At 39.5% G+C, this 21,100-nt stretch carries 26 protein-coding genes and 1 riboswitch; of the genes, 18 read left to right on the top strand and 8 right to left on the bottom strand.

What is annotated here, in order from left to right; genetic code table 11:
* Positions 1–106 precede the first annotated feature (106 nt).
* Positions 107–195, top strand: a riboswitch (glycine riboswitch).
* 90 nt (positions 196–285) lie between these two features.
* From AXE83_RS03050 to AXE83_RS03070, 5 genes are all read left to right on the top strand, one after another.
* On the top strand, positions 286–1,608 hold the full coding sequence (locus tag AXE83_RS03050) for an alanine/glycine:cation symporter family protein (protein ID WP_060955382.1): 1,323 nt from the start codon (positions 286–288) through the stop codon (positions 1,606–1,608).
* Between the two features lie 393 nt (positions 1,609–2,001).
* Complete coding sequence (locus AXE83_RS03055; protein WP_060955383.1) at positions 2,002–3,180, top strand: ryptide export MFS transporter; 1,179 nt, start codon at positions 2,002–2,004, stop codon at positions 3,178–3,180.
* Between the two features lie 224 nt (positions 3,181–3,404).
* Positions 3,405–3,953: a carboxymuconolactone decarboxylase family protein gene (locus AXE83_RS03060; protein ID WP_045763587.1), complete on the top strand. Its 549-nt coding sequence runs from the start codon at positions 3,405–3,407 to the stop codon at positions 3,951–3,953.
* A 14-nt stretch (positions 3,954–3,967) separates the two neighbouring features.
* The gene (locus AXE83_RS03065) at positions 3,968–5,032 is read left to right on the top strand and encodes an acyl-CoA dehydrogenase family protein (RefSeq protein ID WP_060955384.1); all 1,065 of its coding nucleotides are present in this window, start codon (positions 3,968–3,970) and stop codon (positions 5,030–5,032) included.
* A 108-nt stretch (positions 5,033–5,140) separates the two neighbouring features.
* Positions 5,141–6,037, top strand: coding sequence for a TDT family transporter (locus tag AXE83_RS03070; RefSeq protein WP_060955385.1), 897 nt, complete (start codon positions 5,141–5,143; stop codon positions 6,035–6,037).
* Positions 6,038–6,121: 84 nt separating this feature from the next.
* On the opposite strand, the gene AXE83_RS03075 is transcribed toward AXE83_RS03070, so the two are convergent.
* The 6 genes from AXE83_RS03075 to AXE83_RS03100 are packed head-to-tail and all read right to left on the bottom strand — an operon-like array spanning position 6,122 to position 8,684.
* Positions 6,122–6,661 (bottom strand): DUF3278 domain-containing protein, encoded by a 540-nt coding sequence (locus AXE83_RS03075; protein WP_060955386.1) that lies wholly within the window; start codon positions 6,659–6,661, stop codon positions 6,122–6,124.
* A gap of 12 nt (positions 6,662–6,673) precedes the next feature.
* The gene (locus AXE83_RS11385; protein ID WP_060955387.1) at positions 6,674–7,015 is read right to left on the bottom strand and encodes a hypothetical protein; all 342 of its coding nucleotides are present in this window, start codon (positions 7,013–7,015) and stop codon (positions 6,674–6,676) included.
* Between the two features lie 10 nt (positions 7,016–7,025).
* A complete protein-coding gene (locus AXE83_RS03085; protein WP_060955388.1) occupies positions 7,026–7,568 on the bottom strand; it encodes a DUF3278 domain-containing protein in 543 nt (180 codons plus the stop codon).
* A 26-nt stretch (positions 7,569–7,594) separates the two neighbouring features.
* Positions 7,595–7,921 carry a hypothetical protein gene (locus AXE83_RS11390; protein WP_060955389.1) on the bottom strand — a complete coding sequence of 109 codons (327 nt, stop codon included), beginning with the start codon at positions 7,919–7,921 and terminating at the stop codon, positions 7,595–7,597.
* A 10-nt stretch (positions 7,922–7,931) separates the two neighbouring features.
* Complete coding sequence (locus AXE83_RS03095; RefSeq protein WP_060955390.1) at positions 7,932–8,474, bottom strand: DUF3278 domain-containing protein; 543 nt, start codon at positions 8,472–8,474, stop codon at positions 7,932–7,934.
* Between the two features lie 15 nt (positions 8,475–8,489).
* Positions 8,490–8,684 (bottom strand): helix-turn-helix transcriptional regulator, encoded by a 195-nt coding sequence (locus AXE83_RS03100; protein ID WP_060955391.1) that lies wholly within the window; start codon positions 8,682–8,684, stop codon positions 8,490–8,492.
* A gap of 217 nt (positions 8,685–8,901) precedes the next feature.
* Here AXE83_RS03100 and AXE83_RS03105 point away from each other — a divergent pair, with 217 nt between their 5' ends.
* Entirely contained in the window at positions 8,902–9,735 is an 834-nt protein-coding gene (locus tag AXE83_RS03105; protein WP_060955392.1) for a metallophosphoesterase family protein, read from the top strand.
* A 63-nt stretch (positions 9,736–9,798) separates the two neighbouring features.
* On the opposite strand, the gene AXE83_RS03110 is transcribed toward AXE83_RS03105, so the two are convergent.
* Entirely contained in the window at positions 9,799–10,608 is an 810-nt protein-coding gene (locus AXE83_RS03110; protein WP_060955393.1) for an amino acid ABC transporter substrate-binding protein, read from the bottom strand.
* Positions 10,609–10,626: 18 nt separating this feature from the next.
* On the opposite strand from AXE83_RS03110, the gene AXE83_RS11180 reads away from it, so the two are divergent.
* The 6 genes from AXE83_RS11180 to brnQ all read left to right on the top strand — a co-directional run bounded on the left by AXE83_RS11180 (position 10,627) and on the right by brnQ (position 15,261).
* Positions 10,627–10,848, top strand: coding sequence for a hypothetical protein (locus AXE83_RS11180; RefSeq protein ID WP_060955394.1), 222 nt, complete (start codon positions 10,627–10,629; stop codon positions 10,846–10,848).
* Positions 10,835–11,440 carry a nitroreductase family protein gene (locus AXE83_RS03120; RefSeq protein ID WP_000670142.1) on the top strand — a complete coding sequence of 202 codons (606 nt, stop codon included), beginning with the start codon at positions 10,835–10,837 and terminating at the stop codon, positions 11,438–11,440. The genes AXE83_RS11180 and AXE83_RS03120 overlap by 14 nt, the downstream gene beginning before the upstream one ends.
* Before the next feature lie 9 nt (positions 11,441–11,449).
* On the top strand, positions 11,450–12,850 hold the full coding sequence (gene pepV, locus AXE83_RS03125) for a dipeptidase PepV (RefSeq protein WP_060955395.1): 1,401 nt from the start codon (positions 11,450–11,452) through the stop codon (positions 12,848–12,850).
* Positions 12,851–12,900: 50 nt separating this feature from the next.
* On the top strand, positions 12,901–13,491 hold the full coding sequence (locus AXE83_RS03130) for a uracil-DNA glycosylase family protein (RefSeq protein WP_060955396.1): 591 nt from the start codon (positions 12,901–12,903) through the stop codon (positions 13,489–13,491).
* Positions 13,488–13,769 (top strand): rhodanese-like domain-containing protein, encoded by a 282-nt coding sequence (locus AXE83_RS03135; RefSeq protein ID WP_060955397.1) that lies wholly within the window; start codon positions 13,488–13,490, stop codon positions 13,767–13,769. Before AXE83_RS03130 ends, AXE83_RS03135 begins: the two co-directional genes overlap by 4 nt.
* Before the next feature lie 166 nt (positions 13,770–13,935).
* Positions 13,936–15,261 carry a branched-chain amino acid transport system II carrier protein gene (gene brnQ / locus AXE83_RS03140; RefSeq protein WP_060955398.1) on the top strand — a complete coding sequence of 442 codons (1,326 nt, stop codon included), beginning with the start codon at positions 13,936–13,938 and terminating at the stop codon, positions 15,259–15,261.
* Between the two features lie 46 nt (positions 15,262–15,307).
* Here brnQ and AXE83_RS03145 read toward each other — a convergent pair whose 3' ends face one another.
* Positions 15,308–15,844 (bottom strand): DUF1307 domain-containing protein, encoded by a 537-nt coding sequence (locus AXE83_RS03145; RefSeq protein ID WP_060955399.1) that lies wholly within the window; start codon positions 15,842–15,844, stop codon positions 15,308–15,310.
* A gap of 133 nt (positions 15,845–15,977) precedes the next feature.
* Here AXE83_RS03145 and AXE83_RS03150 point away from each other — a divergent pair, with 133 nt between their 5' ends.
* The 6 genes from AXE83_RS03150 (at position 15,978) to AXE83_RS03175 (ending at position 21,062) form a co-directional block, all read left to right on the top strand.
* A complete protein-coding gene (locus AXE83_RS03150) occupies positions 15,978–17,015 on the top strand; it encodes a M42 family metallopeptidase (protein WP_060955400.1) in 1,038 nt (345 codons plus the stop codon).
* A gap of 17 nt (positions 17,016–17,032) precedes the next feature.
* Positions 17,033–17,986, top strand: a complete 954-nt coding sequence (locus AXE83_RS03155) for a hypothetical protein (RefSeq protein WP_060955401.1) — start codon at positions 17,033–17,035, stop codon at positions 17,984–17,986.
* 53 nt (positions 17,987–18,039) lie between these two features.
* The gene (locus tag AXE83_RS03160) at positions 18,040–18,510 is read left to right on the top strand and encodes an HIT family protein (RefSeq protein ID WP_060955402.1); all 471 of its coding nucleotides are present in this window, start codon (positions 18,040–18,042) and stop codon (positions 18,508–18,510) included.
* A gap of 3 nt (positions 18,511–18,513) precedes the next feature.
* Positions 18,514–19,230 carry an LD-carboxypeptidase LdcB/DacB gene (ldcB, locus tag AXE83_RS03165; RefSeq protein WP_060955403.1) on the top strand — a complete coding sequence of 239 codons (717 nt, stop codon included), beginning with the start codon at positions 18,514–18,516 and terminating at the stop codon, positions 19,228–19,230.
* Between the two features lie 276 nt (positions 19,231–19,506).
* Positions 19,507–20,553, top strand: coding sequence for a phenylalanine--tRNA ligase subunit alpha (gene pheS / locus AXE83_RS03170; protein WP_060955404.1), 1,047 nt, complete (start codon positions 19,507–19,509; stop codon positions 20,551–20,553).
* Positions 20,553–21,062 (top strand): GNAT family N-acetyltransferase, encoded by a 510-nt coding sequence (locus tag AXE83_RS03175; protein WP_060955405.1) that lies wholly within the window; start codon positions 20,553–20,555, stop codon positions 21,060–21,062. The genes pheS and AXE83_RS03175 overlap by 1 nt, the downstream gene beginning before the upstream one ends.
* Positions 21,063–21,100 lie beyond the last annotated feature (38 nt).

Genomic DNA, 21,100 nt, shown 5'->3' on the forward strand with positions numbered 1-21,100 from the left:
AATTGACAAGAGCTAAATTTTCTTGTAAAATAAATAAAAATTAAATACAACACCGAATGAAGTTTAATAGAAGTGGAAAGGCCTTTGACCTTCCATGACTGTAAATGGACGGAACTCTGGAGAGACCGTAAAGGCACCGAAGGGGCAAGGCAGGCAACTGCTCAAACTCTCAGGTAAAAGGACAGAGCAATGATAGAGCGCTTTTTGGCATTTATCGATGCATTCCAGAGTACATGTTTTTAACATGTGCTCTTTCTTTTGGGGTTGAATAGATAGGAGAATGGTATGTTAAATTTGCTAAAAGAGCTGGATGCTCTGGTATGGGGACCACCCCTTTTGATCTTATTGGTTGGTACAGGGATTTACTTGACTCTTCGTTTAGGACTTTTACAAATTTTGCGTCTCCCTAAGGCCTTCCAGCTTATTTTTACCAAAGACAAGGGACATGGTGATGTTTCGAGCTTTGCTGCCTTGTGTACAGCCCTAGCAGCAACTGTTGGTACGGGAAATATCATCGGGGTGGCAACAGCCATCAAGGTGGGAGGTCCTGGTGCCCTCTTTTGGATGTGGGTGGCTGCTTTCTTTGGAATGGCAACCAAATATGCAGAAGGACTACTTGCTATCAAATATCGGAGTAAGGATGAAAATGGCGCTATCGCAGGAGGACCGATGCACTATATCCTTCTAGGTATGGGAGAAAGGTGGCGCCCTCTTGCAATCTTCTTTGCTATAGCTGGAGTATTGGTTGCACTTTTAGGGATTGGAACTTTTACCCAGGTTAATTCCATTACAGAATCCGTTCAAAATACGGCTAGTATTGATCCGACAATTACTGCACTTGTTTTATCTATTTTCGTAGGTATCGCAGTCTTTGGTGGGCTCAAGTCCATTTCAAAGGTGTCAACTACAGTTGTTCCCTTTATGGCTATTGTCTACATCTTGGGAACCTTGACAGTTATTTTCTTTAATATCGATAAAGTACCAGCAACACTTTCACTGGTTCTCACATCATCTTTTAGTCCCATAGCTGCAGTGGGAGGATTTGCAGGAGCGAGTGTTCGGATGGCTATTCAAAATGGTGTGGCGCGTGGGGTCTTCTCGAATGAATCTGGCTTGGGTTCAGCACCCATTGCGGCTGCGGCAGCTAAGACCAACGAACCGGTGGAGCAAGGTTTAATTTCCATGACAGGAACCTTTATTGATACCTTGATCATCTGTACCTTGACTGGTTTGACAATCTTGGTGACTGGGGTTTGGAATGGTAATTTAGACGGGGTTGCCCTTACTCAGTCCGCTTTTTCTACAGTATTTTCTTTCTTTGGACCTGCTCTTCTAACAATCTTCTTGGTACTCTTTGCCTTTACTACGATTTTGGGATGGAACTATTACGGAGAGCGTTGTTTTGAATTTCTCTTTGGCGTTCGTTTTATCTGGCTTTATCGTGTGGTCTTTGTACTCATGGTCTTGCTGGGAGGATTTATCGAGCTGGATATGGTCTGGGTCATTGCGGATATTGTTAATGCCCTCATGGCTCTACCAAACTTGATTGCACTCTTAGCCTTATCACCAGTCGTTATCGCTGAGACTAAGAAGTATTTTGATAAATAATGTAAGATTGATATTACCATTTATAGATAAGACTAGCATCTGTTTGTGAGATGCTAGTTTTTTCACTACTAGGGCTAGTCTTTTATTTTATACTCAATGAAAATCAAAGAGCAAACTAGGAAACTAGCCGCAGGTTGCTCAAAACACTGTTTTGAGGTTGTGGATAGAACTGACAAAGTCAGTAACATATATACGGCAAGGCGACGTTGACGCGGTTTGAAGAGATTTTCGAAGAGTATTCTGTCATAAGATGAATGAAATTCAATAGTACTTCTTTTATGATATCCTTTATTTGCACTTTTATTTATTGTATAATAGTCAGCATAAATCTGTTTTTGTTCTGAAATGTCTTGTTTCATCTATGTGCGAAAGAGAAATAAACTGGAGGTGTTTATGTCAAAAGATATTCGAAAATTAGTGACTTCACAGGGAATAGCGAATCTAGCAGATGTTTTTTTTAGAGTCATTGTGATCGCAAATGTGTTTGTCTTATCTGGTTCGGTCATTTCAACCTCCCTAGTACCAATTCTGATTGGTCTATCCTCCTTTTTAGCTAGTTTCTTAGTCCCGTTAGTAACAAAGAGATTAGCTTTAAATCGTGTTCTTTTCTTGACTCAATTTGGTAAGACGATTCTGCTAGCGATTTTGGTTTTTCTATTCAAGCAATCTGAAACTATTTCCCTCCCTCTTTTATATGCTATTGTTACCTTAATCTCCGTTTTGGATGGTTTTGCAGCGCCTGTTTCCTATGCGATTGTTCCACGATATGCAAGAGATTTAGCTAAAGCAAATGCAGCCATCTCAATGAGTGGAGAAAGTGTGCAACTCGTTGGTTGGGGATTAGGAGGTTTCTTATTTGCGAGTCTGGGAATGAATCCTAGTCTGCTCATTGTGTTAGTTTTGTTTACAATTTCGACGATTTTGATGTTCGGTTTGCCACTAGTCGAAAAAGAAGAGTTGTCCTCTGAAACAAGTCTTGAGACTCTAACAAAAGGTTGGCGATTGGTGGCTAAAGAATCAAGATTAGGCTTTATTGTCCAATCCAATCTTTTAGAAATTTTAGCCAATGCTATCTGGGTATCTTCTGTTTTACTTGTGTTTGTGACTGAGATTTTACATCGGTCAGAAAGCTATTGGGGCTACGTCAATACAGCCTATTCCTTGGGGATTATCTTGGGAGGAGCTATTGTCTTCCGTCTAGCAGAGAAAGTTGTTACCTATAAATATCAAACTATGACCTTTTCTTTGTTAGCTACAGCACTAGTAACTCTGTTGATAGTGTTATTTCCAAATCCACCTGCTTTTCTATTCCTATCTCTAGTAATTGGTTTTCTATCTCAGATTAAGGAAGTTCCTGAGAGCGTATTATTACAGGAATCGGTTGATGAGAAGGAACTTGTGAATGTTTACTCCGTTATCGAAGTTGTCTCTACCTTGGCCTTTTCTGCCTCTGTTTTTCTAATGAGTTCCATTACAGAATATTTTGGTGTATTTACTGGTTTTGGCCTGGCTATATTCTACTTGCTAGTAGAGTCCATCTTAGTTTTAAGAAACAAGCATCAGATAAATTAACAGTTATGATCACACATCTGGTGTGATTTTTTGTTTTCATAAAAATTTTTTATCAGTGCAATTTAAAATATATATTATGCAAGGTATAGATTCTGTGTTAGACTTATTGTCAACGAAAAGCTAATGAGTCATCAATCAAGGCAAGGATTTGTTCAATAGGCTGATGAGATTTCGTAAGATTTTCGCAGAAATCATTCAATTACAAAACGAAAAGAGGTCCCCTTATGACAACATTTACTATCCACACAGTAGAATCAGCACCAGCAGAAGTGAAAGAAGTTCTTGAAACGGTACAAAAGGATAACAATGGCTATATTCCAAATCTTATCGGTCTTTTGGCCAATGCCCCAACAGCCCTAGAAGCTTACCGAACTGTTGGAGCTATTAACCGTCGCAATAGTCTAACACCTGTAGAGCGCGAAGTGGTGCAAATTACTGCAGCCGTAACTAATGGTTGTGCCTTTTGCGTCGCTGGTCACACAGCCTTTTCTATCAAGCAAATCCAGATGAATGATGACCTTCTCCAAGCCCTTCGCAATCGTACTCCAATCGAAAGCGATCCTAAGCTGGATACCCTAGCTAAGTTTACCTTGGCAGTCATCAATACCAAAGGGCGCGTAGGAGATGAAGCTCTTGGAGAATTCCTTGAAGCTGGCTATACGCAAGAAAATGCCTTGGATGTTGTTCTCGGTGTCAGTTTAGCAAGTCTTTGTAACTATGCTAACAACCTAGCTAACACACCGATTAATCCAGAATTACAACCTTATGCATAAGAGGAGGACAAAGTATGGGATTTTTTTCAGAAGAATTTTTAAACTGGTTAGACCAGCACGCTGATGAAATTGACAAAAAATCATGTCAAGCTGGAGAAGAACTGATTGAGAAAATTGCTGCAGAAGGCGCCTTTCGTGTAGGGGTTCCCAAAGTTCTTGGAGGGCTAGGTGGAAATGATCAAGATGTTATCGATATCCTTGCTGAACTCGCTCAACATTCCTTAACAGCCTCCTTTATCTCATGGGGGCAACGAACTTTAATAGACAACATTCTACATACTGATAATGCTTATTTCAAAGAAGTTTACTTGGAAAAACTCTTATCAGGAGAATATGCAGGTGCTACGGCCTTATCTAATGCAGTCAAGTATCTATCTGACTTAGAAGAACTAAATGTTCGAATCCTTGAAGAAAATGGGAATTATTACCTAAAAGGACGACTTCCTTGGGTAACCAATGCACGTAGGGATCGCTTTCTTACTATTTTTGTAGCAGGATTTGCAGATGACCCGAGTCAAAGTTACGTAGTAGCTGTACCATCGGACGCAGAAAACTTTAGTCGTTCCGAAGATTTGGAATTTGTTTCTCTCCAAGGAGGGAATACAGCAGCTCTGACTTTTAACAAGGTATCTTTAAAGGAAGAGTGGATTCTATCGAGGGATGCTCATCAATTTTTAGCGCAAAATCGTCCAGCCTTTTTAGGCTACCAATTTGGCCTAGCCTTTGGTTTGGCTGAACGTTCACTCTCAGAAGTCGAAAAAGAATTGGGGAAACGAGGTATCTTGAAGGAAGAATGGCAGCATCAGGTCGAACAGTTAGATGATATTCGACATTCTCTCTATCAAGGACTATCTGAAGAGTCCTATTTCGTTAGAAATCCGCGTGAGCTATTCCAGTTACGAATTGATATTGTTGATGTTGTTGCTCAAAGTCTCTTGTTAGAACTACAAGCTGGTGGCGGTAGAGGATATTTTAGTAAATCGACATCCGGTTTCATACGTCGTTGGAATGAAGGCGCCTTTTTGCCAATTGTTTCTCCTAGTGCAGTGCAATTGCGACATATTCTAGCGACAAACTAACAATAAAGAAAATAAAAACGAGGTTTATCTTTTTAAACTTCGTTTTTTTATCCTTCATTTAAGCGCTTTTATGCTATACTGATAATAACATGACTATTGGAGGTTCACATGAAAAAACTCCCCTTGGCCTTTTCAGGGTGCTTATTGGGATTGGCTGGAGCAGGCAATCTCATCCTGGATATTTTTCCACTATTATCGCACGTCTTTAGTTTGTCAGGCTTGATTTTATGGTTTTATTTTTTATACAGTCATCTTAGTGATTGGCAAGAGAGCCAGCAAGAACTTAAGAAAGCTCCTCTATTATCGGGAATGGCGACCTTTCCCATGGCAGGGATGATTTTATCAACCTACTTACTGCGAATCTTACCCACGAGTATGAGTATCATAGCGCAAACTCTGTGGTGGTTTGCCTTTCTACTGGATGTAGGTTTAATCATCTACTTTACTAAAAATTATGTGCAGACTAAACCAAGAACGAACGCAACGCCAAGTTGGACAGTTCTTTATGTGGGGATAGCAGTAGCAAGCTTGACCTACCCAGTGGTGGGTATAGTCGAGATTGCCTATGGCGCTTGGATTTTTGGCTTTACCTTAACCCTTTTCCTTTATCCTCTGATTTATCAAGATTTGAAAAGTAATCCATTGCCACGGGCTTTACTGGGGCAAGAAGGAATTTATTGTGCTCCCTTTTCTCTACTGTTAGCAGCACTCGTTCGAATCGGAGGTTCAACTCTCCATAGCTGGATTTTGCTAGTCATGATCCTTGCCTCACAGACTTTCTTTTTCTTTGTCCTCAGTCGTTTGCCAAAGATTTTAAAACAGGGATTTCAACCAGCTTTTTCAGCCCTAACCTTCCCAACTATCATCACAGCAACTTCATTGAAAATGGCCCAAGGCATTCTGCAGATTCCAGTCCTTAACCTCCTCGTTTGGCTGGAAACTATCATTTGTTTAACAATCCTTGTCTATGTATTAGTAGAATATTTGCGGTATTTAAGGAACTAAAAAAGCCCCTAGCACTGAGAAGTGTTAGGGGATGTTCTTTCTGTTAGGTTGATAGTTATTATAACCAACAATCCAAGCAGTTTCTTACTTTTCCTTATGTAGTGATAGAAAGCTGTAGACCATAGTCCCAAAGATTGCTCCAATACTAAGACCAAAGACAAGTAAGGGGACCATTATCTCTGTTTGGATGATTTTTTCCAAGAAAATTGATAGAGGTATCTGCTGAACGAAGAGTTTATGAAAGAGTAGCAGGGCAAATAAGCCAATCTCAATACTTATAAATACCAACCAACTACGAACTTTTATTTGGTGTTTGCTGTAGGTTTTGTAGATGATTTCTGATTTGTCATCCTTTTCAAGATGAAGCTCTTGGACGGCTCTTTGAGCTTTTATACTCATGAACCAAATGAGTCCAAAATAGATGTAGGGCATAGCCATTCGAACTATCTCTATAAAGCGCCCAAACAACAGATAGAACAGGAAGAGAAGAAAGGAAGAGTAAAAGATTTGGACCATGGAACGGGCGCAAGCCTTATAGATGACCTCTTGACGGCATTCATCAAAGGGTCCTTGGATATGAAAGAAATTTCGAAGTAAGCGAGTTGTTAAGTCTTCTTTTTTCATGGTAGGGACCTCTTAATAACATTGTTTTTGATTAACTTCTTTAAAGAGTTGATAGAGAGTATAGAAGTAGACTAGACTAAAAACGATACAGATGGTTAGAAATAGTAGATATCTCCAATCCATAGAACTCGTTATCAGTTGTGGGAGAGATACGAGGATAAAGCAGAGAGATGCGTTTAAGAGGCGTCTTTTTTTTGATTTGATTTTCTGAAATCTTTGTCCTTTGTTCAAGACAGGAATGGCTAAGAGGAAGATGATCAGAAAAGGACGCGTAATTTGGCCATAAACTAGGAAAACTGTCATAAAGATACTGATCAAAATATGGCTGAGAATTAAAGTTAATAGTGATTTCATAAGTTTCCTCCTAATCGTCGTCTTGATCTTCTCTAGCTTTTTGAATACGAAGAGTGACGACAATATGCACTGTTAATCCGAAAAAGAAGGCTGCAACGATGGTTGACAAGATACTTCTTGTATTCAAAAGAGCGGTAAGATAGCTTTTGCTATCATCCATTAGGATATTGAGAAGTGGCATTCCAAAGAACATGGCTATTTCATAGACCAGACCAGCTTTAAGTCCAGGATTACGTAACTGTTTCTTTTCCTTCTGGCTCAACATATCAGGATCGATAGCAGCAATACCAGTTTTTTTAGTTTGACTAGTGACATAGAGAGCACAAACCAAGGAAACCAGAAAAATAATGATTGGATATCCAAAAGCGACCATTTGGGGATATTTATAAGCAAGGACAAAGGGGATGAAATTGCCTAAAGTCATGAGGTAAAAGAGAACCATAAAGACTTTATTCCCGATGTGGTCAGCTTCGCGTCGTTTGTGTTCATCAAGGGGGCCTGAAATGCCATAGATACGTTTGATCAGTTTTTCATTGAGGGGTTCTTTTTTCATGGGTAATTTCTCCTAAATGAACGATGTTATTTTGTTTCTTTTACGAATTGATAGAGATAATAAAGATAAGTGATAGAAGAAAGGATAGCGATAGTGAACAGTAAATAATATTTCCAACCGCTTGAGATGAGCATCAGTTGTGGAAAAGATAGAATTATAAAGTATAGTGCTAAGTTGAGTATGCGCGTTTTTTGGGAGTCAATCTTTAGATAAGTCAGTCCTTTGTTAAGGGCTGGAATAAAGACTAGCACGAGGAATATCTCGCTGATTGGCAAGTTCCCTGAAACGATGATGAAGATGAACAGAGAACTGAACAAAAGATGATAGGTAAGTAACGTTACTAGTGATTTCATAGGGGACCTCCTAATCCTCATCTTGATCCTTCTTAGCTTTTGCAATGCGACGGGAGATGAGGAACTGTATGCTCGCTCCGAAGAAGATAGAACCGAGAATGCTTGATATACCATTTCTTATAGTGAGAAGAGAATGAAGATAGTCCTGACCTTCACCTATGAGTATACTGAGAAGAGGAGTTATAAAAAACATCCATAGACCAAAGAACAAACCTGTTTTAAGACCTGGGTAGTGTAGTTGCTTACTTTCTTTCTCGCTCAGCATATCTGGTTCAATCGTTGTAATCCCTGTTTTTTGCATTTGATAGGTGAGATAGCCAGCAGCGATGAGGGCAATCACTAAAATTAGAGGAGGATAGACTAGAGCCACTAGCTGAGGATATTTATAGGCCAGAAGGAGTGGAATAAGATTTCCGAAAATCATCAGATAAAAGAGGATGATAAAGACTTGGTTGCCGATACGGTCAGCCTCACGCCGTTTGTATTCGTCAAGCGGATCAGAAATACCGTATGTGCGCTTGATCAGTTTTTCAGTGAAGGTTTCTTTTTTCATGAATTTGCTCCTTTTTTAAAAATTATCCTCCCAAAAGAGACTGTTGAGGTCAGTTTGGAGGCTGCGGGCGAGATTGAGACAGAGTTCCAAGGTTGGATTGTACTTGTCGTTTTCAATCATGTTGATAGTTTGCCTCGAGACACCGATATCCTTGGCAAGTTCGAGTTGGGACATGCCCAGTTCCTTGCGAAATTCTTTTACACGATTCATGCTTCCTCCTTTTTAGATTGTGTCACATATATTTGACTATAGTATATTCTTTTGAAAATAAAATGTCAACTATTTTTGACATATTTTTAAAAGAAAGTTGATGAGAATATTTCCATTATAAAATCTTCTAGCTATTTTATGCTATAATGAAGAAAAGTAAAAAATATAAGAGTGGATTGAATAAACCGAAAGCTATCCACTAAAGAAAGAGCAGAAAATGAACCATAAGATTGCAATTTTATCAGACATACATGGCAACATGACGGCCTTAGCTGGAGTACTTGAGGACGCTAAAAATTTGGGAGCGACTGAATATTGGCTTTTGGGAGATATTTTTCTTCCTGGGCCGGGAGCAAATGACTTGGTGGCTCTTTTGAAAGGCCTACCCATTACAGCATCCGTTCGAGGAAACTGGGATGATTGTGTTTTAGAGGCTTTAGATGGGCAATATGGTTTAGAGGATCCTCAAGAAATTCAGCTTCTCAGGATGACTCAGTATCTGATGGAGCGCCTAAACCCAGAGCAAATTGATTGGTTGAGGAATCTACCTATGGTAGCCAAGAAAGAAGTTGAAGGCTTGCGTTTTTCTCTTTCTCATAATTTACCTGAGAAAAATTACGGTGGTGATTTGCTGGTCGAAAATGGTACAGAAAAATTTGACCAGCTACTTGATGAAGCTACAGATGTAGCCGTCTATGGACATGTCCATAAACAGCTTTTGCGTTATGGTAGTCAAGGTCAACAAATCATCAATCCAGGTTCGATTGGTATGCCTTATTTTGACTGGAATGGGCTGAAAAATCACCGAGCTCAGTATGCCTTACTTGAAGTTGAAAATGGTGAATTAGTCAATATTCAATTTCGAAAAATTGCCTATGACTATGAAGCAGAACTAGAATCAGCCAAGGCCAAAGGACTTCCTTTTATCGAAATGTATGAAGAATTGCGGCGAGAGGACAATTACCAAGGACATAATAGAGATTTGTTAGCTAGTCTAATTGAAAAGCATGACTATGTAGAGGATGTCAAGAATTATTTTGATTTTTTGTAAGAGTTGCTTTAATTAACAGATACTAAATAAACGATTGGACGAGCCAATCGTTTTTAATATATCTTACTGTAATTGAGATTGATCTGGTAGGTAAGAACTACCGAGATAAGTTTTGCTGAGTTTTTCAAGGGTTCCATCTTGGTAGAGTTCTTTGAGAACCTTGTCAAATTGTTCTTTAAATTCTTTTTGGTCGCTTGAGAAGATGATGTAGTTGTTTGGATTGTCATTGCTTTCCAAGTCGACTAGGTTCAAGTCTAAACCTCGGTCTTGGATAATTTTTTGAACAGAGATTTTATCAAAGATTAGGAAATCAAATTCACCGTTGGCGAGGTCAGTCAGACGCTTAGCCACATCTTCGCCAGAATATTGGATGGTAGCAGGATTGTCGGAGTGGCTTTGATTCCAGTCTGTAACGACCTTGGCAGTAGAAGTTCCGGTGTCATCCTGGGTTGTTTTACCAGCGATATCTTGAAGAGAGGTAAGAGCCTTGTCTTTTCTGCTCACAAGAACCAAAGGATTTTTTGCGATAGGTAGAGAGTAGAGGTATTTGTCTGCTCTTTCTTTGGTGTAGCTCAAGTTGTTGGCAGCAACTTGGTAACGGCCAGCATCCACTCCAGGGAAGATACTTTCCCAAGCAGTTTTTTGAAATTCAATCTTGTATTGATCCAGTTTTTCATCGACTGCTTTTAAAACCTCAACATCATATCCGGTCAAATTACCATCTTTTTCAAAATCAAAAGGAGGGATGTCTCCAGCAGTTGCTACGACAATGGTTTTAGGACTAGCAGTAGCAGTAGAAGTACTATCTTGTTTGGCTTGTCCACAGGCGACCAACAAGGGACTAATGGCTAATAATAAGAATAATTTTTTCATAAGAGTCTCCTTTACTTAATGGTATCTAGCTTACCAGACAATCAATTAGATATCCAATATATATTTTTTATGGAGATGATAGAAAAATATTATAATTTCAAAATTGAGCTTGAAACTAAAAGTGGAATCTTGGGAAAGATAATTTGTTTCACTAATGAAAAATCTCTGCAAGCTCTTTCAAAATATGGTAAAATGGAAGCAGTAGAAATAGAAAAGGAAATCGATTATGAAATTTCTTGAGTTAAATAAAAAACGTCATGCGACTAAGCATTTTATTGATAAACCGGTTGATCCCAAGGATGTTCGTACAGCTATCGAAATCGCAACCTTGGCACCAAGCGCTCACAACAGTCAACCTTGGAAATTTGTCGTGGTTCGTGAGAGAAATGCTGAACTAGCAAAATTGGCTTACGGTTCAAACTTTGAGCAAGTAGCATCTGCACCTGTAACCATTGCCTTGTTTACAGATACAGACTTAGCTAAACGTGCTCGCAAGATTGCCCGTACTGGTGGTGCCAACAATTTCTCAGAAGAGCAACTGCAATACTTCTTGAAAAATCTTCCAGCTGAGTTTGCGCGTTACAACGAACAACAAGTCAGTGACTACTTGGCTCTTAATGCTGGGCTTGTAGCTATGAACTTGGTCCTTGCTTTGACTGACCAAGGAATCGGATCAAACATTATCCTTGGTTTTGACAAATCAAAAGTCAATGAAGTCTTGGAAATCGAAGAACGCTTCCGTCCAGAGCTCTTGATTACAGTGGGATACACAGATGAGAAGTTAGAACCAAGCTACCGCTTGCCAGTAGATGAAATTATCGAAAAAAGATAGGAAGAAAAAATGACAGTTATTGATTTTACAGCAGAAGTAGAAAAACGTAAAGAAGACCTCTTGGCTGACTTGTTTAGCCTTTTGGAAATCAACTCAGAACGTGATGACAGCAAGGCAGATGCTGAGCATCCATTTGGACCTGGTCCAGTAAAAGCCTTAGAAAAATTCCTTGAAATTGCAGACCGTGATGGCTACCCAACAAAAAATGTTGATAACTACGCAGGACATTTTGAGTTTGGTGAAGGAGAAGAAGTTCTCGGAATTTTTGCCCACATGGACGTAGTGCCAGCAGGTAGCGGTTGGGACACTGACCCTTACACTCCAACTATCAAAGATGGTCGTCTTTATGCGCGTGGTGCTTCTGACGATAAGGGTCCTACTACAGCATGTTACTATGGTTTGAAAATCATCAAAGAATTGGGACTTCCAACTTCTAAGAAAGTTCGTTTCATCGTCGGAACTGACGAAGAGTCAGGTTGGGCAGATATGGACTACTACTTTGAGCATGTAGGACTTGCAAAACCAGACTTTGGTTTTTCTCCAGATGCTGAATTCCCTATCATCAATGGTGAAAAAGGAAACATCACAGAATACCTTCACTTTGCCGGTGAAAATACTGGTGCAGTTCGTCTTCACAGCTTCACAGGTGGTTTGCGTGAAAACATGGTTCCTGAATCAGCAACAGCAGTCGTTTCAGGTGACTTAGCTGACTTGCAAGGGAAACTAGACGCTTTCGTTGCAGAGCACAAACTCAGAGGAGAAATCCAAGAAGAGAACGGTCAGTACAAGGTGACTGTAATTGGTAAATCAGCCCATGGTGCCATGCCTGCTTCGGGTGTCAATGGTGCAACTTACCTTGCCCTCTTCCTAAGCCAATTTGCTTTTGAAGGACCTGCAAAAGACTATCTTGACATTGCTGGTAAGATTCTTTTGAACGACCACGAAGGCAAGAACTTGAAAGTAGCTCATGTGGATGAAAAGATGGGTGCCCTTTCTATGAATGCGGGTGTCTTCCGCTTTGACGAAGCAAGTGCTGATAATACTATTGCCCTCAACTTCCGTTATCCAAAAGGAACAAGCCCAGAGCAAATCAAGTCAGTTCTTGAAACCTTGCCAGTTGCTTCAGTTAGTCTTTCTGAACATGGGCACACTCCTCACTATGTGCCAATGGAAGACCCACTCGTTCAAACCTTGTTGAATGTTTATGAAAAACAAACAGGTCTTAAAGGTCACGAACAAGTCATCGGTGGTGGAACATTTGGACGTTTGTTAGAGCGTGGTGTCGCATACGGTGCTATGTTCCCAGATTCTATCGATACTATGCACCAAGCCAACGAATTTATTGCCTTGGATGATCTCTTCCGTGCAGCAGCCATCTACGCTGAAGCTATCTATGAATTGATCAAATAATGATATAGAAGTCTGAGATTTAATGCTTAGACTTCTTTTTGGAGGAGAAAATGTCTCAAATTGAAAGAATCAAGCAAGCTATTATAGAGGATCCACAGAATGCCAGTTATACTGAGCAAGGCATCCAACCTCTTTTTGCAGCACCAAAAACTGCTCGTATCAATATCATTGGGCAGGCACCTGGTCTCAAAACCCAAGAAGCAGGACTTTACTGGAAGGATAAAAGTGGCGACCGCTTGCGAGACTGGTTGGGTGTGGATGAGGATACTTTTTATAATTCAGGTTACTTTGCAGTCATGCCCATGGATTTCTATTTTCCGGGACATGGGAAATCTGGTGACTTACCTCCCAGACCTGGTTTTGCAGAAAAATGGCACCCTAAACTTTTGAAAGAATTGCCAGATATTCAATTGACGCTCTTGATTGGTCAGTATGCCCAAGCCTACTATCTACATGAGAAAGTTAGTGGCAAGGTGACAGACCGTGTGCATCGATTTAAAGATTATTTGCCTGATTATTACCCTTTGGTGCACCCGTCACCTCGGAACCAAATCTGGATGAAAAAGAATCCTTGGTTTGAGGAAGAAGTGATTCCAGATTTGAAAAAAAGAATTAAAACTATTTTAGGAGAAAAAGAATGAACGAAATTACTTTTGACGATTTTTATCAGCTTTATCAGAAAGAGTCGCTTTCTGTATTGGATGTGAGAGAAGTAGAGGAATTTGAGGCTCTTCATTTAGAAGGTGCTCTTAATTCCCCTCTGAGTCAACTGGCAGATACTTATGAGCAACTAGATAAAACCCAGCCTTATTACGTGATCTGTAAGTCAGGAATACGTTCCGCACGTGCCAGCCAATTTTTAGCAGAACAAGGCTATGAGGTTGTCAATGTCCAAGGTGGCATGGATGCCTTTGAATAAGAAAAATTTCCTTCGAAACCTTTAAAAAAATGGGAAGGCTTCGAAGGATTTTTTTGCATTAAAATTCGGAAAATTGAAAACATTTCAGAATTATTTCGTGACAGTCTTTTCTAGCCTTTAATCATGTTATACTAAGAAAGTATTTTATTTTTAATAAGGAGAGTTTATGGCTAAAAAAGGTGCTTTAACAGGATTACTCCTGTTTGGAATATTTTTTGGAGCAGGTAACTTGATTTTCCCTCCAACTCTAGGCGCACAGTCTGGAGAAAACTTTCTCCCTGCCATTGCAGGATTTGTATTTTCAGGTGTTGGGATTGCCGTCCTAACCTTAATCATTGGAACCCTTAATCCAAAGGGCTATATCTATGAAATTTCTAAGAAAATTTCACCATGGTTTGCGACAATTTATCTTGCAGCTTTGTACTTGTCGATTGGTCCATTCTTTGCCATTCCACGTACAGCAACGACATCATTTGAAGTTGGTATTAGTCCGCTATTAGATCAAGCAGATAAAGGTTTAGGTTTGATTGTCTTCACTATTCTATACTTTGTAGCTGCATACCTAATCTCCTTGAATCCTTCAAAAATCTTGGATCGTATCGGTCGAGTCTTGACTCCAGTTTTTGCCATTTTAATTGTTATTCTGGTTATCCTTGGAGCTTTCAAGTATGGTGGGAACGCACCACAAGCAGCTTCAGGAGCTTATCAAGCTTCCGCCTTTGGAGCTGGTTTCTTAGAAGGATACAATACACTGGACGCGCTTGCTTCGGTTGCCTTCAGTGTTATTGCAGTACAAACCTTGAAACAACTTGGTTTTTCAAACAAGAAAGAGTACATTTCAACCATTTGGGTGGTTGGAATCGTTGTAGCACTCGGATTTAGTGCTCTCTACATCGGTCTAGGTTTCTTGGGCAATCATTTCCCAGTAACAGAAGAAGCAATGAAGAGCGGAACTCCTGGAGTTTATATCTTGTCTCAAGCGACTCAAGAAATCTTTGGTTCGACAGCACAGCTTTTCCTAGCAGTTATGGTAACTGTTACTTGCTTTACAACGACTGTAGGCTTGATTGTATCAACTGCTGAGTTCTTTAACGGACGTTTCCCACAAATCAGCTACAAGGTTTATGCGACTGTCTTTACCTTGATTGGTTTTGCCATTGCAAATCTTGGTTTGAGTGCTATCATTAAGTACTCTGTACCAGTTCTCGTTATTTTGTACCCAATTACGATTGCCATTGTCATGATTGTGATTGTGAACAAGTTTGTTGCTCTTTCTAAACCAGGAATGCAATTAACTGTTGGTATTGTCACAGCCATTGCTATTGCAAGTGTTTTAGGATCTACTTTTAAAGTTGAGGTCCTTGCAAATATCGTGAACGCTCTACCATTTGCGGAGGCTTCTCTGCCATGGTTGGTACCAGCTATTATCGGAATTCTACTTTCTCTTGTTCTTCCAAATAAACAAGAAAGTGAAGCTTTTGAAATGGAATAGAAAAAACTTGGCATCGGCCAAGTTTTTTCTATTTAGTCTTAGTTGCTTAGTTTTTTTCTGTATAACCAAGGTCTGTTAACATTTTTTTAGAGGCTTTAAAACTTACGTTTTTTCCAACGCCTGAGTATTCTTCTGGTAAAGCTTTTCTAAGTTCGTCAATGCTTGCAACTGAAAGATCGATTTCAAGATCTTGAACGACTTTACCATCTTTAACTTCGATTGAGAAAGTTACCCCTTTAAGTCCCTTATAGCCTTTGTAGGTTTCTTCAAGAACACTTTTTACAGCATCTGCTGTAGTATTGAGGACTTCAGGATCAGCGACATTATGAGCAGTTTGTTTGACAACATTATCACCGTCAACTGTATATGTTAAGGTTGATACGACACCAGGCTGAGAATCGTTCACAAAGGTAGCAGTTTTTAATTCTGATTTCTTTTCAGTAGTGCTAGATTCAGAAGTTTTTACCTCAGTCGTTTCTGGCGTAGAAGAGCTAGAAGAAGTGGTTGAAGATTGTTTTGAACATCCCAACAAGAATGCCAAAGGCAAGGCTAAGAAAAGTGCCGTTTTGAAATATTTGTTCATTTTGTATTCCTTTCATCATAATACTTTACTTAATTTTACCATAGATTAATTTTAAAATCAAAGTATTTAAGTTTTTCTTTTTTGCACATACTAAGATGGGAAAAGTGATATAATGGTAACGAGAGGTGAAAAAATGAATCAAACTGTAGAATATATCAAAGAACTAACTGCTATTGCATCGCCGACAGGTTTTACGCGTGAAATTACGAATTATCTAGTTGAGACGCTTGAAAAACTAGGCTATCAACCAGTCCGCACGGCTAAGGGTGGAGTGAACGTTACCATTAAAGGGAAAAATGACGAGCAACAACGCTATGTGACTGCTCATGTGGATACTCTGGGAGCTATCGTCCGTGCTGTTAAACCAGACGGTCGTCTCAAGATGGATCGTATCGGTGGCTATCCTTGGAACATGATTGAAGGCGAAAACTGTACAGTCCATGTGGCTAGCACAGGAAAAACCGTTTCAGGTACGATTTTGATCCACCAAACTTCTTGTCACGTTTACAAAGATGCTGGAACTGCGGAACGTACACAGGACAATATGGAAGTTCGTTTGGATGAAAAAGTGACCAACGAAAAAGAAACACGCGCACTCGGTATCGAAGTTGGAGACTTTATCAGTTTTGACCCACGAACTGTCGTGACTGAGACAGGCTTTATCAAGTCTCGTCATTTGGATGACAAGGTCAGCGCAGCTATTCTCCTTAATCTCCTCAAAGTCTACAAAGAAGAAGGGATTGAACTTCCTGTCACTACGCATTTTGCCTTTTCAGTCTTTGAAGAAGTGGGGCATGGTGCTAACTCAAGTATTCCTAGTCAAGTTGTTGAGTACCTAGCAGTAGACATGGGAGCAATGGGAGATGATCAGCAGACAGACGAGTACACAGTGTCAATCTGTGTCAAAGATGCTTCAGGTCCTTATCACTACGAATTCCGTCAACATCTGGTTGCTCTAGCAAAAGAGCAAGATATTCCATTTAAACTAGATATCTATCCATTTTACGGTTCAGATGCTTCTGCAGCCATGTCAGCTGGAGCAGAAGTCAAACACGCCCTTCTCGGAGCGGGTATCGAGTCTAGTCACTCATACGAGCGTACTCATATTGATTCTGTTGTAGCAACTGAACGTATGGTCGATGCCTATCTCAAGAGTGAGTTGGTGGACTGAAGGGTCGATAAAGTATTATGTATGAAATACTGAAACAAATAGCAACGCCTGCTATAATAACAGGGGTGATTTCGAGTTTGTATGCTTATTTTCAAAAGAAAAAAGAGGAATATCGTAAGTATGTGTATGAAAATAAACAAGAAAACTTTAAAGAACTAGTTGTTTATGTTGATGAACTGGTAGATAAAGGGATTACTAATCCAGATTTAGAAAAACTACTTTTTAAAATTTCTCAAAAAATTAATCCGTATGGACGAAAAATAAAAACTTTTGGAAAATATCAGTGGATAGAAGATGATGGATATGTTTGGTATCAAATAGAAATTATAGAGAAAAAACTTGCTTCTCAAATACTTCAAATAGAAGATTTAAAAGAACTAGCTCATCGGATACAAATTTCTAAACGATTACTAGATATTAAAGTAGAAAATAATATTCCGCTCATAAATTCAGCTAAAATATGGTTTTATTTATTTCAGTATATGATGTTATTACTTCAGCTATTTTTCATATACTCTGGGTATAAGAATTTTATAGAACAACGTATTGGAGCCTCTTTGTTATTGTCTTATTTGTTACTTGTTGTAATTTTAATTTTTGTACTCCCAGAATTTAGTATTGATGAAAGTGATGATGGAAGATCTGGAATATTTATTACAGTGTACCTTTTTTATATTGTCGTAGTTGATACTGTAATATCGTATTATTTGTATAAAAATTTATCTATTGTTTTTATTGTTGGAATAGTATCACTTTGTTTAAGTATTGGTGTAATATTTTTAAAAGCTATTATTTTCGGAGAAAGTGAAATTGGTAAAGTATCTACAATTTATATTGAAGAATATCGAAAACTTCAGGGACCCAAGTTAAGTAAGAGACGCTTTAGAAATTATTTTAAAGTCATTCCATTTTTAAATAAGATTAAGATTTTATTTCATAAAGATAAGAGGGAGGGGAATGATGACCTATAAACACAGACTCTTTGACCTTAATCACTCCCTTTTAGAGTTGAAAGGAGAAACTTATGTGCCTCATCTGTCAACGAATTGAACTCATCAAGTCTGGTGACAATCCTTACTTTGTGAAGGAACTGGAAACAGGCTATGTTGTTATTGGAGACCACCAGTATTTTGAAGGTTACACTCTATTCTTAGCCAAGGAACATGTCACAGAACTACACCAACTAGATCCAAGCGTTAAACTTGGCTTTCTAGAGGAAATGAGTCTGGTTCAGGAAGCTGTTTCTAAGGCTTTTTCTGCTCAAAAGATGAATGTAGAGTTGTTAGGAAATGGAGATGCCCATGTCCACTGGCATATTTTTCCTAGACGAGCTGGTGATATGAAGGGACACGGTCTTAATGGTCGTGGTCCAGTTTGGTGGGTTCCATGGGATGAAATGGTTGCTGAAGAATATCAGGTTAAGGGAAGCAAATTAGAAGGTTTGATTGCTACCTTATCTGATACTTTAGACCAGATGATAGAGATGAAAGGATAAACAATGAAAAAAAGATACCTTATCTTATCAGGATTATTAGCCTTGACATTGGCAGCTTGTTCACAAGAAAAATCAGCGACTTCTGACGCAAAAGCTTCTTCGGAACAATCAACTGTACAAGAAGGAACTGCAGGAAGTAAGTCTCAGGATACTAGTAAAAAGAAAGCCGAAGTGGTTAACAAAGGAGATCACTACAGCATTCAAGGAAAGTACGATGAGATTGTTGTCGCTAATAAGCATTATCCTATGTCAAAAGATTACAATCCAGGAGAAAATCCTACTGCAAAGGCAGAACTGTTAAAACTCATTGCAGCTATGCAACAAGCAGGTTTCCCAATTAGTGATCACTATAGTGGCTTTAGAAGTTATGAAACTCAAACTCAGCTTTATCAAAACTATGTAAATAAAGATGGCAAGGCTGAAGCTGACCGCTATTCGGCAAGACCTGGTTATAGTGAACACCAAACTGGTCTGGCTTTTGACCTGATTGAAACAAATGGAGACCTAGTCACTGAAGAAAAGGCAGCCCAATGGCTTTTGGACCATGCAGCTGACTATGGTTTTGTCGTTCGTTATCTAAAAGGTAAGGAAAAGGAAACGGGTTATATGGCTGAGGAATGGCACCTTCGCTATGTTGGCAAAGAAGCCAAAGAAATCGCAGCTAGTGGTCTCAGTTTAGAAGAGTACTATGGCTTTGAAGGTGGAGACTATGTTGATTAGTCGCAAAACATCTTGCAAGATTACTTAAATTTTGATAAAATGAATAATAATTAAATAGGAATCTGCAAGACTAGTATCTCAGGGGAAGTATATCAGGGAGGAGAGCCGTGACTGAAAGCTCTCTATATGAAAGCTGGGTGAATTCACTTGCCTATGGATTCAGAAATAAAGGTCTGACTTGTCAGATGAAAACGGATGGTACCGCGTGTCAACGCTCCGAGTGGAGTTTTTGGCATGTGGTTTTCTTTTTATCTACGAGCGACTGATGGAGGAATTATGTCAACTATTGAAGAACAATTAAAAGCGCTTCGTGAAGAAACGCTAGCTAGCTTAAAGCAGATTTCTGCTGAAAATGAAAAAGAGCTGCAAGAATTGCGCATCTCTGTCCTTGGTAAAAAAGGTTCCCTTACTGAAATCCTGAAAGGGATGAAGGATGTATCAGCAGAAATGCGCCCTGTTATCGGGAAACACGTCAATGAGGCTCGTGATGTCTTAACTGCTGCCTTTGAAGAAACAGCTAAGCTCTTGGAAGAAAAGAAAGTGGAAGCGCAACTAGCTAGTGAGAGCATCGATGTTACACTACCAGGTCGCCCAGTTGCTACAGGTCACCGTCACGTTCTCACTCAAACTAGTGAAGAAATCGAAGATATCTTCATCGGGATGGGTTACCAAGTCGTGGATGGATTTGAAGTTGAAAAAGACTACTACAACTTTGAACGTATGAACCTTCCAAAAGATCACCCAGCTCGTGATATGCAGGACACTTTCTACATCACAGAAGAAATCTTGCTCCGTACCCACACATCTCCAGTTCAGGCGCGTGCGATGGATGCCCATGATTTTTCTAAAGGTCCTTTGAAGATGATCTCACCAGGACGTGTATTCCGTCGTGATACAGACGATGCAACCCACAGTCACCAATTCCACCAAATTGAAGGTTTGGTTGTTGGGAAGAACATCTCTATGGCTGATCTTCAAGGAACTCTCCAGTTGATTGTACAAAAAATGTTTGGCGAAGAGCGTCAAATTCGTTTGCGTCCATCTTACTTCCCATTTACTGAGCCATCTGTTGAGGTTGACGTTTCATGCTTCAAGTGTGGAGGAGACGGCTGTAACGTATGTAAGAAAACAGGTTGGATCGAGATTATGGGTGCCGGTATGGTTCACCCACGTGTCCTTGAGTTGAGTGGCATCGATGCAACTGTTTACTCTGGTTTTGCCTTTGGTCTTGGTCAAGAGCGTGTAGCTATGCTTCGCTACGGAATCAACGATATCCGTGGATTCTACCAAGGGGATGTCCGCTTCTCAGAACAGTTTAAATAATGATTAGAAAAGTAGAAAAGGCAGATGTTGGGGTGTTGTCCCAACTTGCCAAACAAACCTTTCGTGAAACATTTGCTCATGATAATACGGAAGAGCAGTTACAGGAATACTTTGAAGAGGCTTATAATCTGAGAGTTTTGTCAACTGAGTTGGAAGATCCTGACTCCGAAACCTATTTCATTATGCATGAAGAGGAGATAGCTGGTTTTCTCAAAGTAAACTGGGGAAATGCTCAAACCGAGAGAGAATTAGAGAACGCTTTTGAAATTCAACGCCTCTATGTGCTACAAACATACCAAGGATTTGGACTTGGTAAGCAACTATTTGAATTCGCTCTGGAACATGCCGAAAACAATGGTTTTTCCTGGGCTTGGTTAGGTGTTTGGGAGCATAATACAAAAGCTCAAGCATTTTATAATCGATATGGTTTTGAAAAATTTGGCCAACATCGTTTTATGGTTGGGCAAAAGGTAGATACGGATTGGTTACTGAAAAAGAAATTAAGGTAAGAAGATGATTCTTCTATATGAAATGATAGGAAAGGAAA

It is taken from the genome of Streptococcus sp. oral taxon 431 (assembly GCF_001553685.1).
In the GTDB taxonomy this organism is placed as follows: Bacteria; Bacillota; Bacilli; order Lactobacillales; family Streptococcaceae; genus Streptococcus.

Bases quoted from the DNA above. Each gene is read 5' to 3' on its own strand.
- AXE83_RS03175 (WP_060955405.1), top strand. From the start codon at position 20,553: ATGATTAGAAAAGTAGAAAAGGCAGATGTTGGGGTGTTGTCCCAACTT.
- AXE83_RS03055 (WP_060955383.1), top strand. From the start codon at position 2,002: ATGTCAAAAGATATTCGAAAATTAGTGACTTCACAGGGAATAGCGAAT.
- AXE83_RS11390 (WP_060955389.1), bottom strand. From the start codon at position 7,921: ATGAAATCACTAGTAACGTTACTTACCTATCATCTTTTGTTCAGTTCT.
- AXE83_RS03095 (WP_060955390.1), bottom strand. From the start codon at position 8,474: ATGAAAAAAGAAACCTTCACTGAAAAACTGATCAAGCGCACATACGGT.
- AXE83_RS11180 (WP_060955394.1), top strand. From the start codon at position 10,627: ATGGTATCTAGCTTACCAGACAATCAATTAGATATCCAATATATATTT.
- AXE83_RS03110 (WP_060955393.1), bottom strand. From the start codon at position 10,608: ATGAAAAAATTATTCTTATTATTAGCCATTAGTCCCTTGTTGGTCGCC.
- AXE83_RS03135 (WP_060955397.1), top strand. From the start codon at position 13,488: ATGAACGAAATTACTTTTGACGATTTTTATCAGCTTTATCAGAAAGAG.
- AXE83_RS03060 (WP_045763587.1), top strand. From the start codon at position 3,405: ATGACAACATTTACTATCCACACAGTAGAATCAGCACCAGCAGAAGTG.
- ldcB (WP_060955403.1), top strand. From the start codon at position 18,514: ATGAAAAAAAGATACCTTATCTTATCAGGATTATTAGCCTTGACATTG.
- AXE83_RS03085 (WP_060955388.1), bottom strand. From the start codon at position 7,568: ATGAAAAAAGAACCCCTCAATGAAAAACTGATCAAACGTATCTATGGC.
- AXE83_RS03050 (WP_060955382.1), top strand. From the start codon at position 286: ATGTTAAATTTGCTAAAAGAGCTGGATGCTCTGGTATGGGGACCACCC.
- AXE83_RS03155 (WP_060955401.1), top strand. From the start codon at position 17,033: ATGTATGAAATACTGAAACAAATAGCAACGCCTGCTATAATAACAGGG.
- AXE83_RS03145 (WP_060955399.1), bottom strand. From the start codon at position 15,844: ATGAACAAATATTTCAAAACGGCACTTTTCTTAGCCTTGCCTTTGGCA.
- AXE83_RS03100 (WP_060955391.1), bottom strand. From the start codon at position 8,684: ATGAATCGTGTAAAAGAATTTCGCAAGGAACTGGGCATGTCCCAACTC.
- AXE83_RS03150 (WP_060955400.1), top strand. From the start codon at position 15,978: ATGAATCAAACTGTAGAATATATCAAAGAACTAACTGCTATTGCATCG.
- AXE83_RS03065 (WP_060955384.1), top strand. From the start codon at position 3,968: ATGGGATTTTTTTCAGAAGAATTTTTAAACTGGTTAGACCAGCACGCT.
- pheS (WP_060955404.1), top strand. From the start codon at position 19,507: ATGTCAACTATTGAAGAACAATTAAAAGCGCTTCGTGAAGAAACGCTA.
- AXE83_RS03070 (WP_060955385.1), top strand. From the start codon at position 5,141: ATGAAAAAACTCCCCTTGGCCTTTTCAGGGTGCTTATTGGGATTGGCT.
- AXE83_RS03075 (WP_060955386.1), bottom strand. From the start codon at position 6,661: ATGAAAAAAGAAGACTTAACAACTCGCTTACTTCGAAATTTCTTTCAT.
- AXE83_RS03120 (WP_000670142.1), top strand. From the start codon at position 10,835: ATGAAATTTCTTGAGTTAAATAAAAAACGTCATGCGACTAAGCATTTT.
- AXE83_RS03130 (WP_060955396.1), top strand. From the start codon at position 12,901: ATGTCTCAAATTGAAAGAATCAAGCAAGCTATTATAGAGGATCCACAG.
- AXE83_RS03105 (WP_060955392.1), top strand. From the start codon at position 8,902: ATGAACCATAAGATTGCAATTTTATCAGACATACATGGCAACATGACG.
- AXE83_RS11385 (WP_060955387.1), bottom strand. From the start codon at position 7,015: ATGAAATCACTATTAACTTTAATTCTCAGCCATATTTTGATCAGTATC.
- AXE83_RS03160 (WP_060955402.1), top strand. From the start codon at position 18,040: ATGTGCCTCATCTGTCAACGAATTGAACTCATCAAGTCTGGTGACAAT.
- brnQ (WP_060955398.1), top strand. From the start codon at position 13,936: ATGGCTAAAAAAGGTGCTTTAACAGGATTACTCCTGTTTGGAATATTT.
- pepV (WP_060955395.1), top strand. From the start codon at position 11,450: ATGACAGTTATTGATTTTACAGCAGAAGTAGAAAAACGTAAAGAAGAC.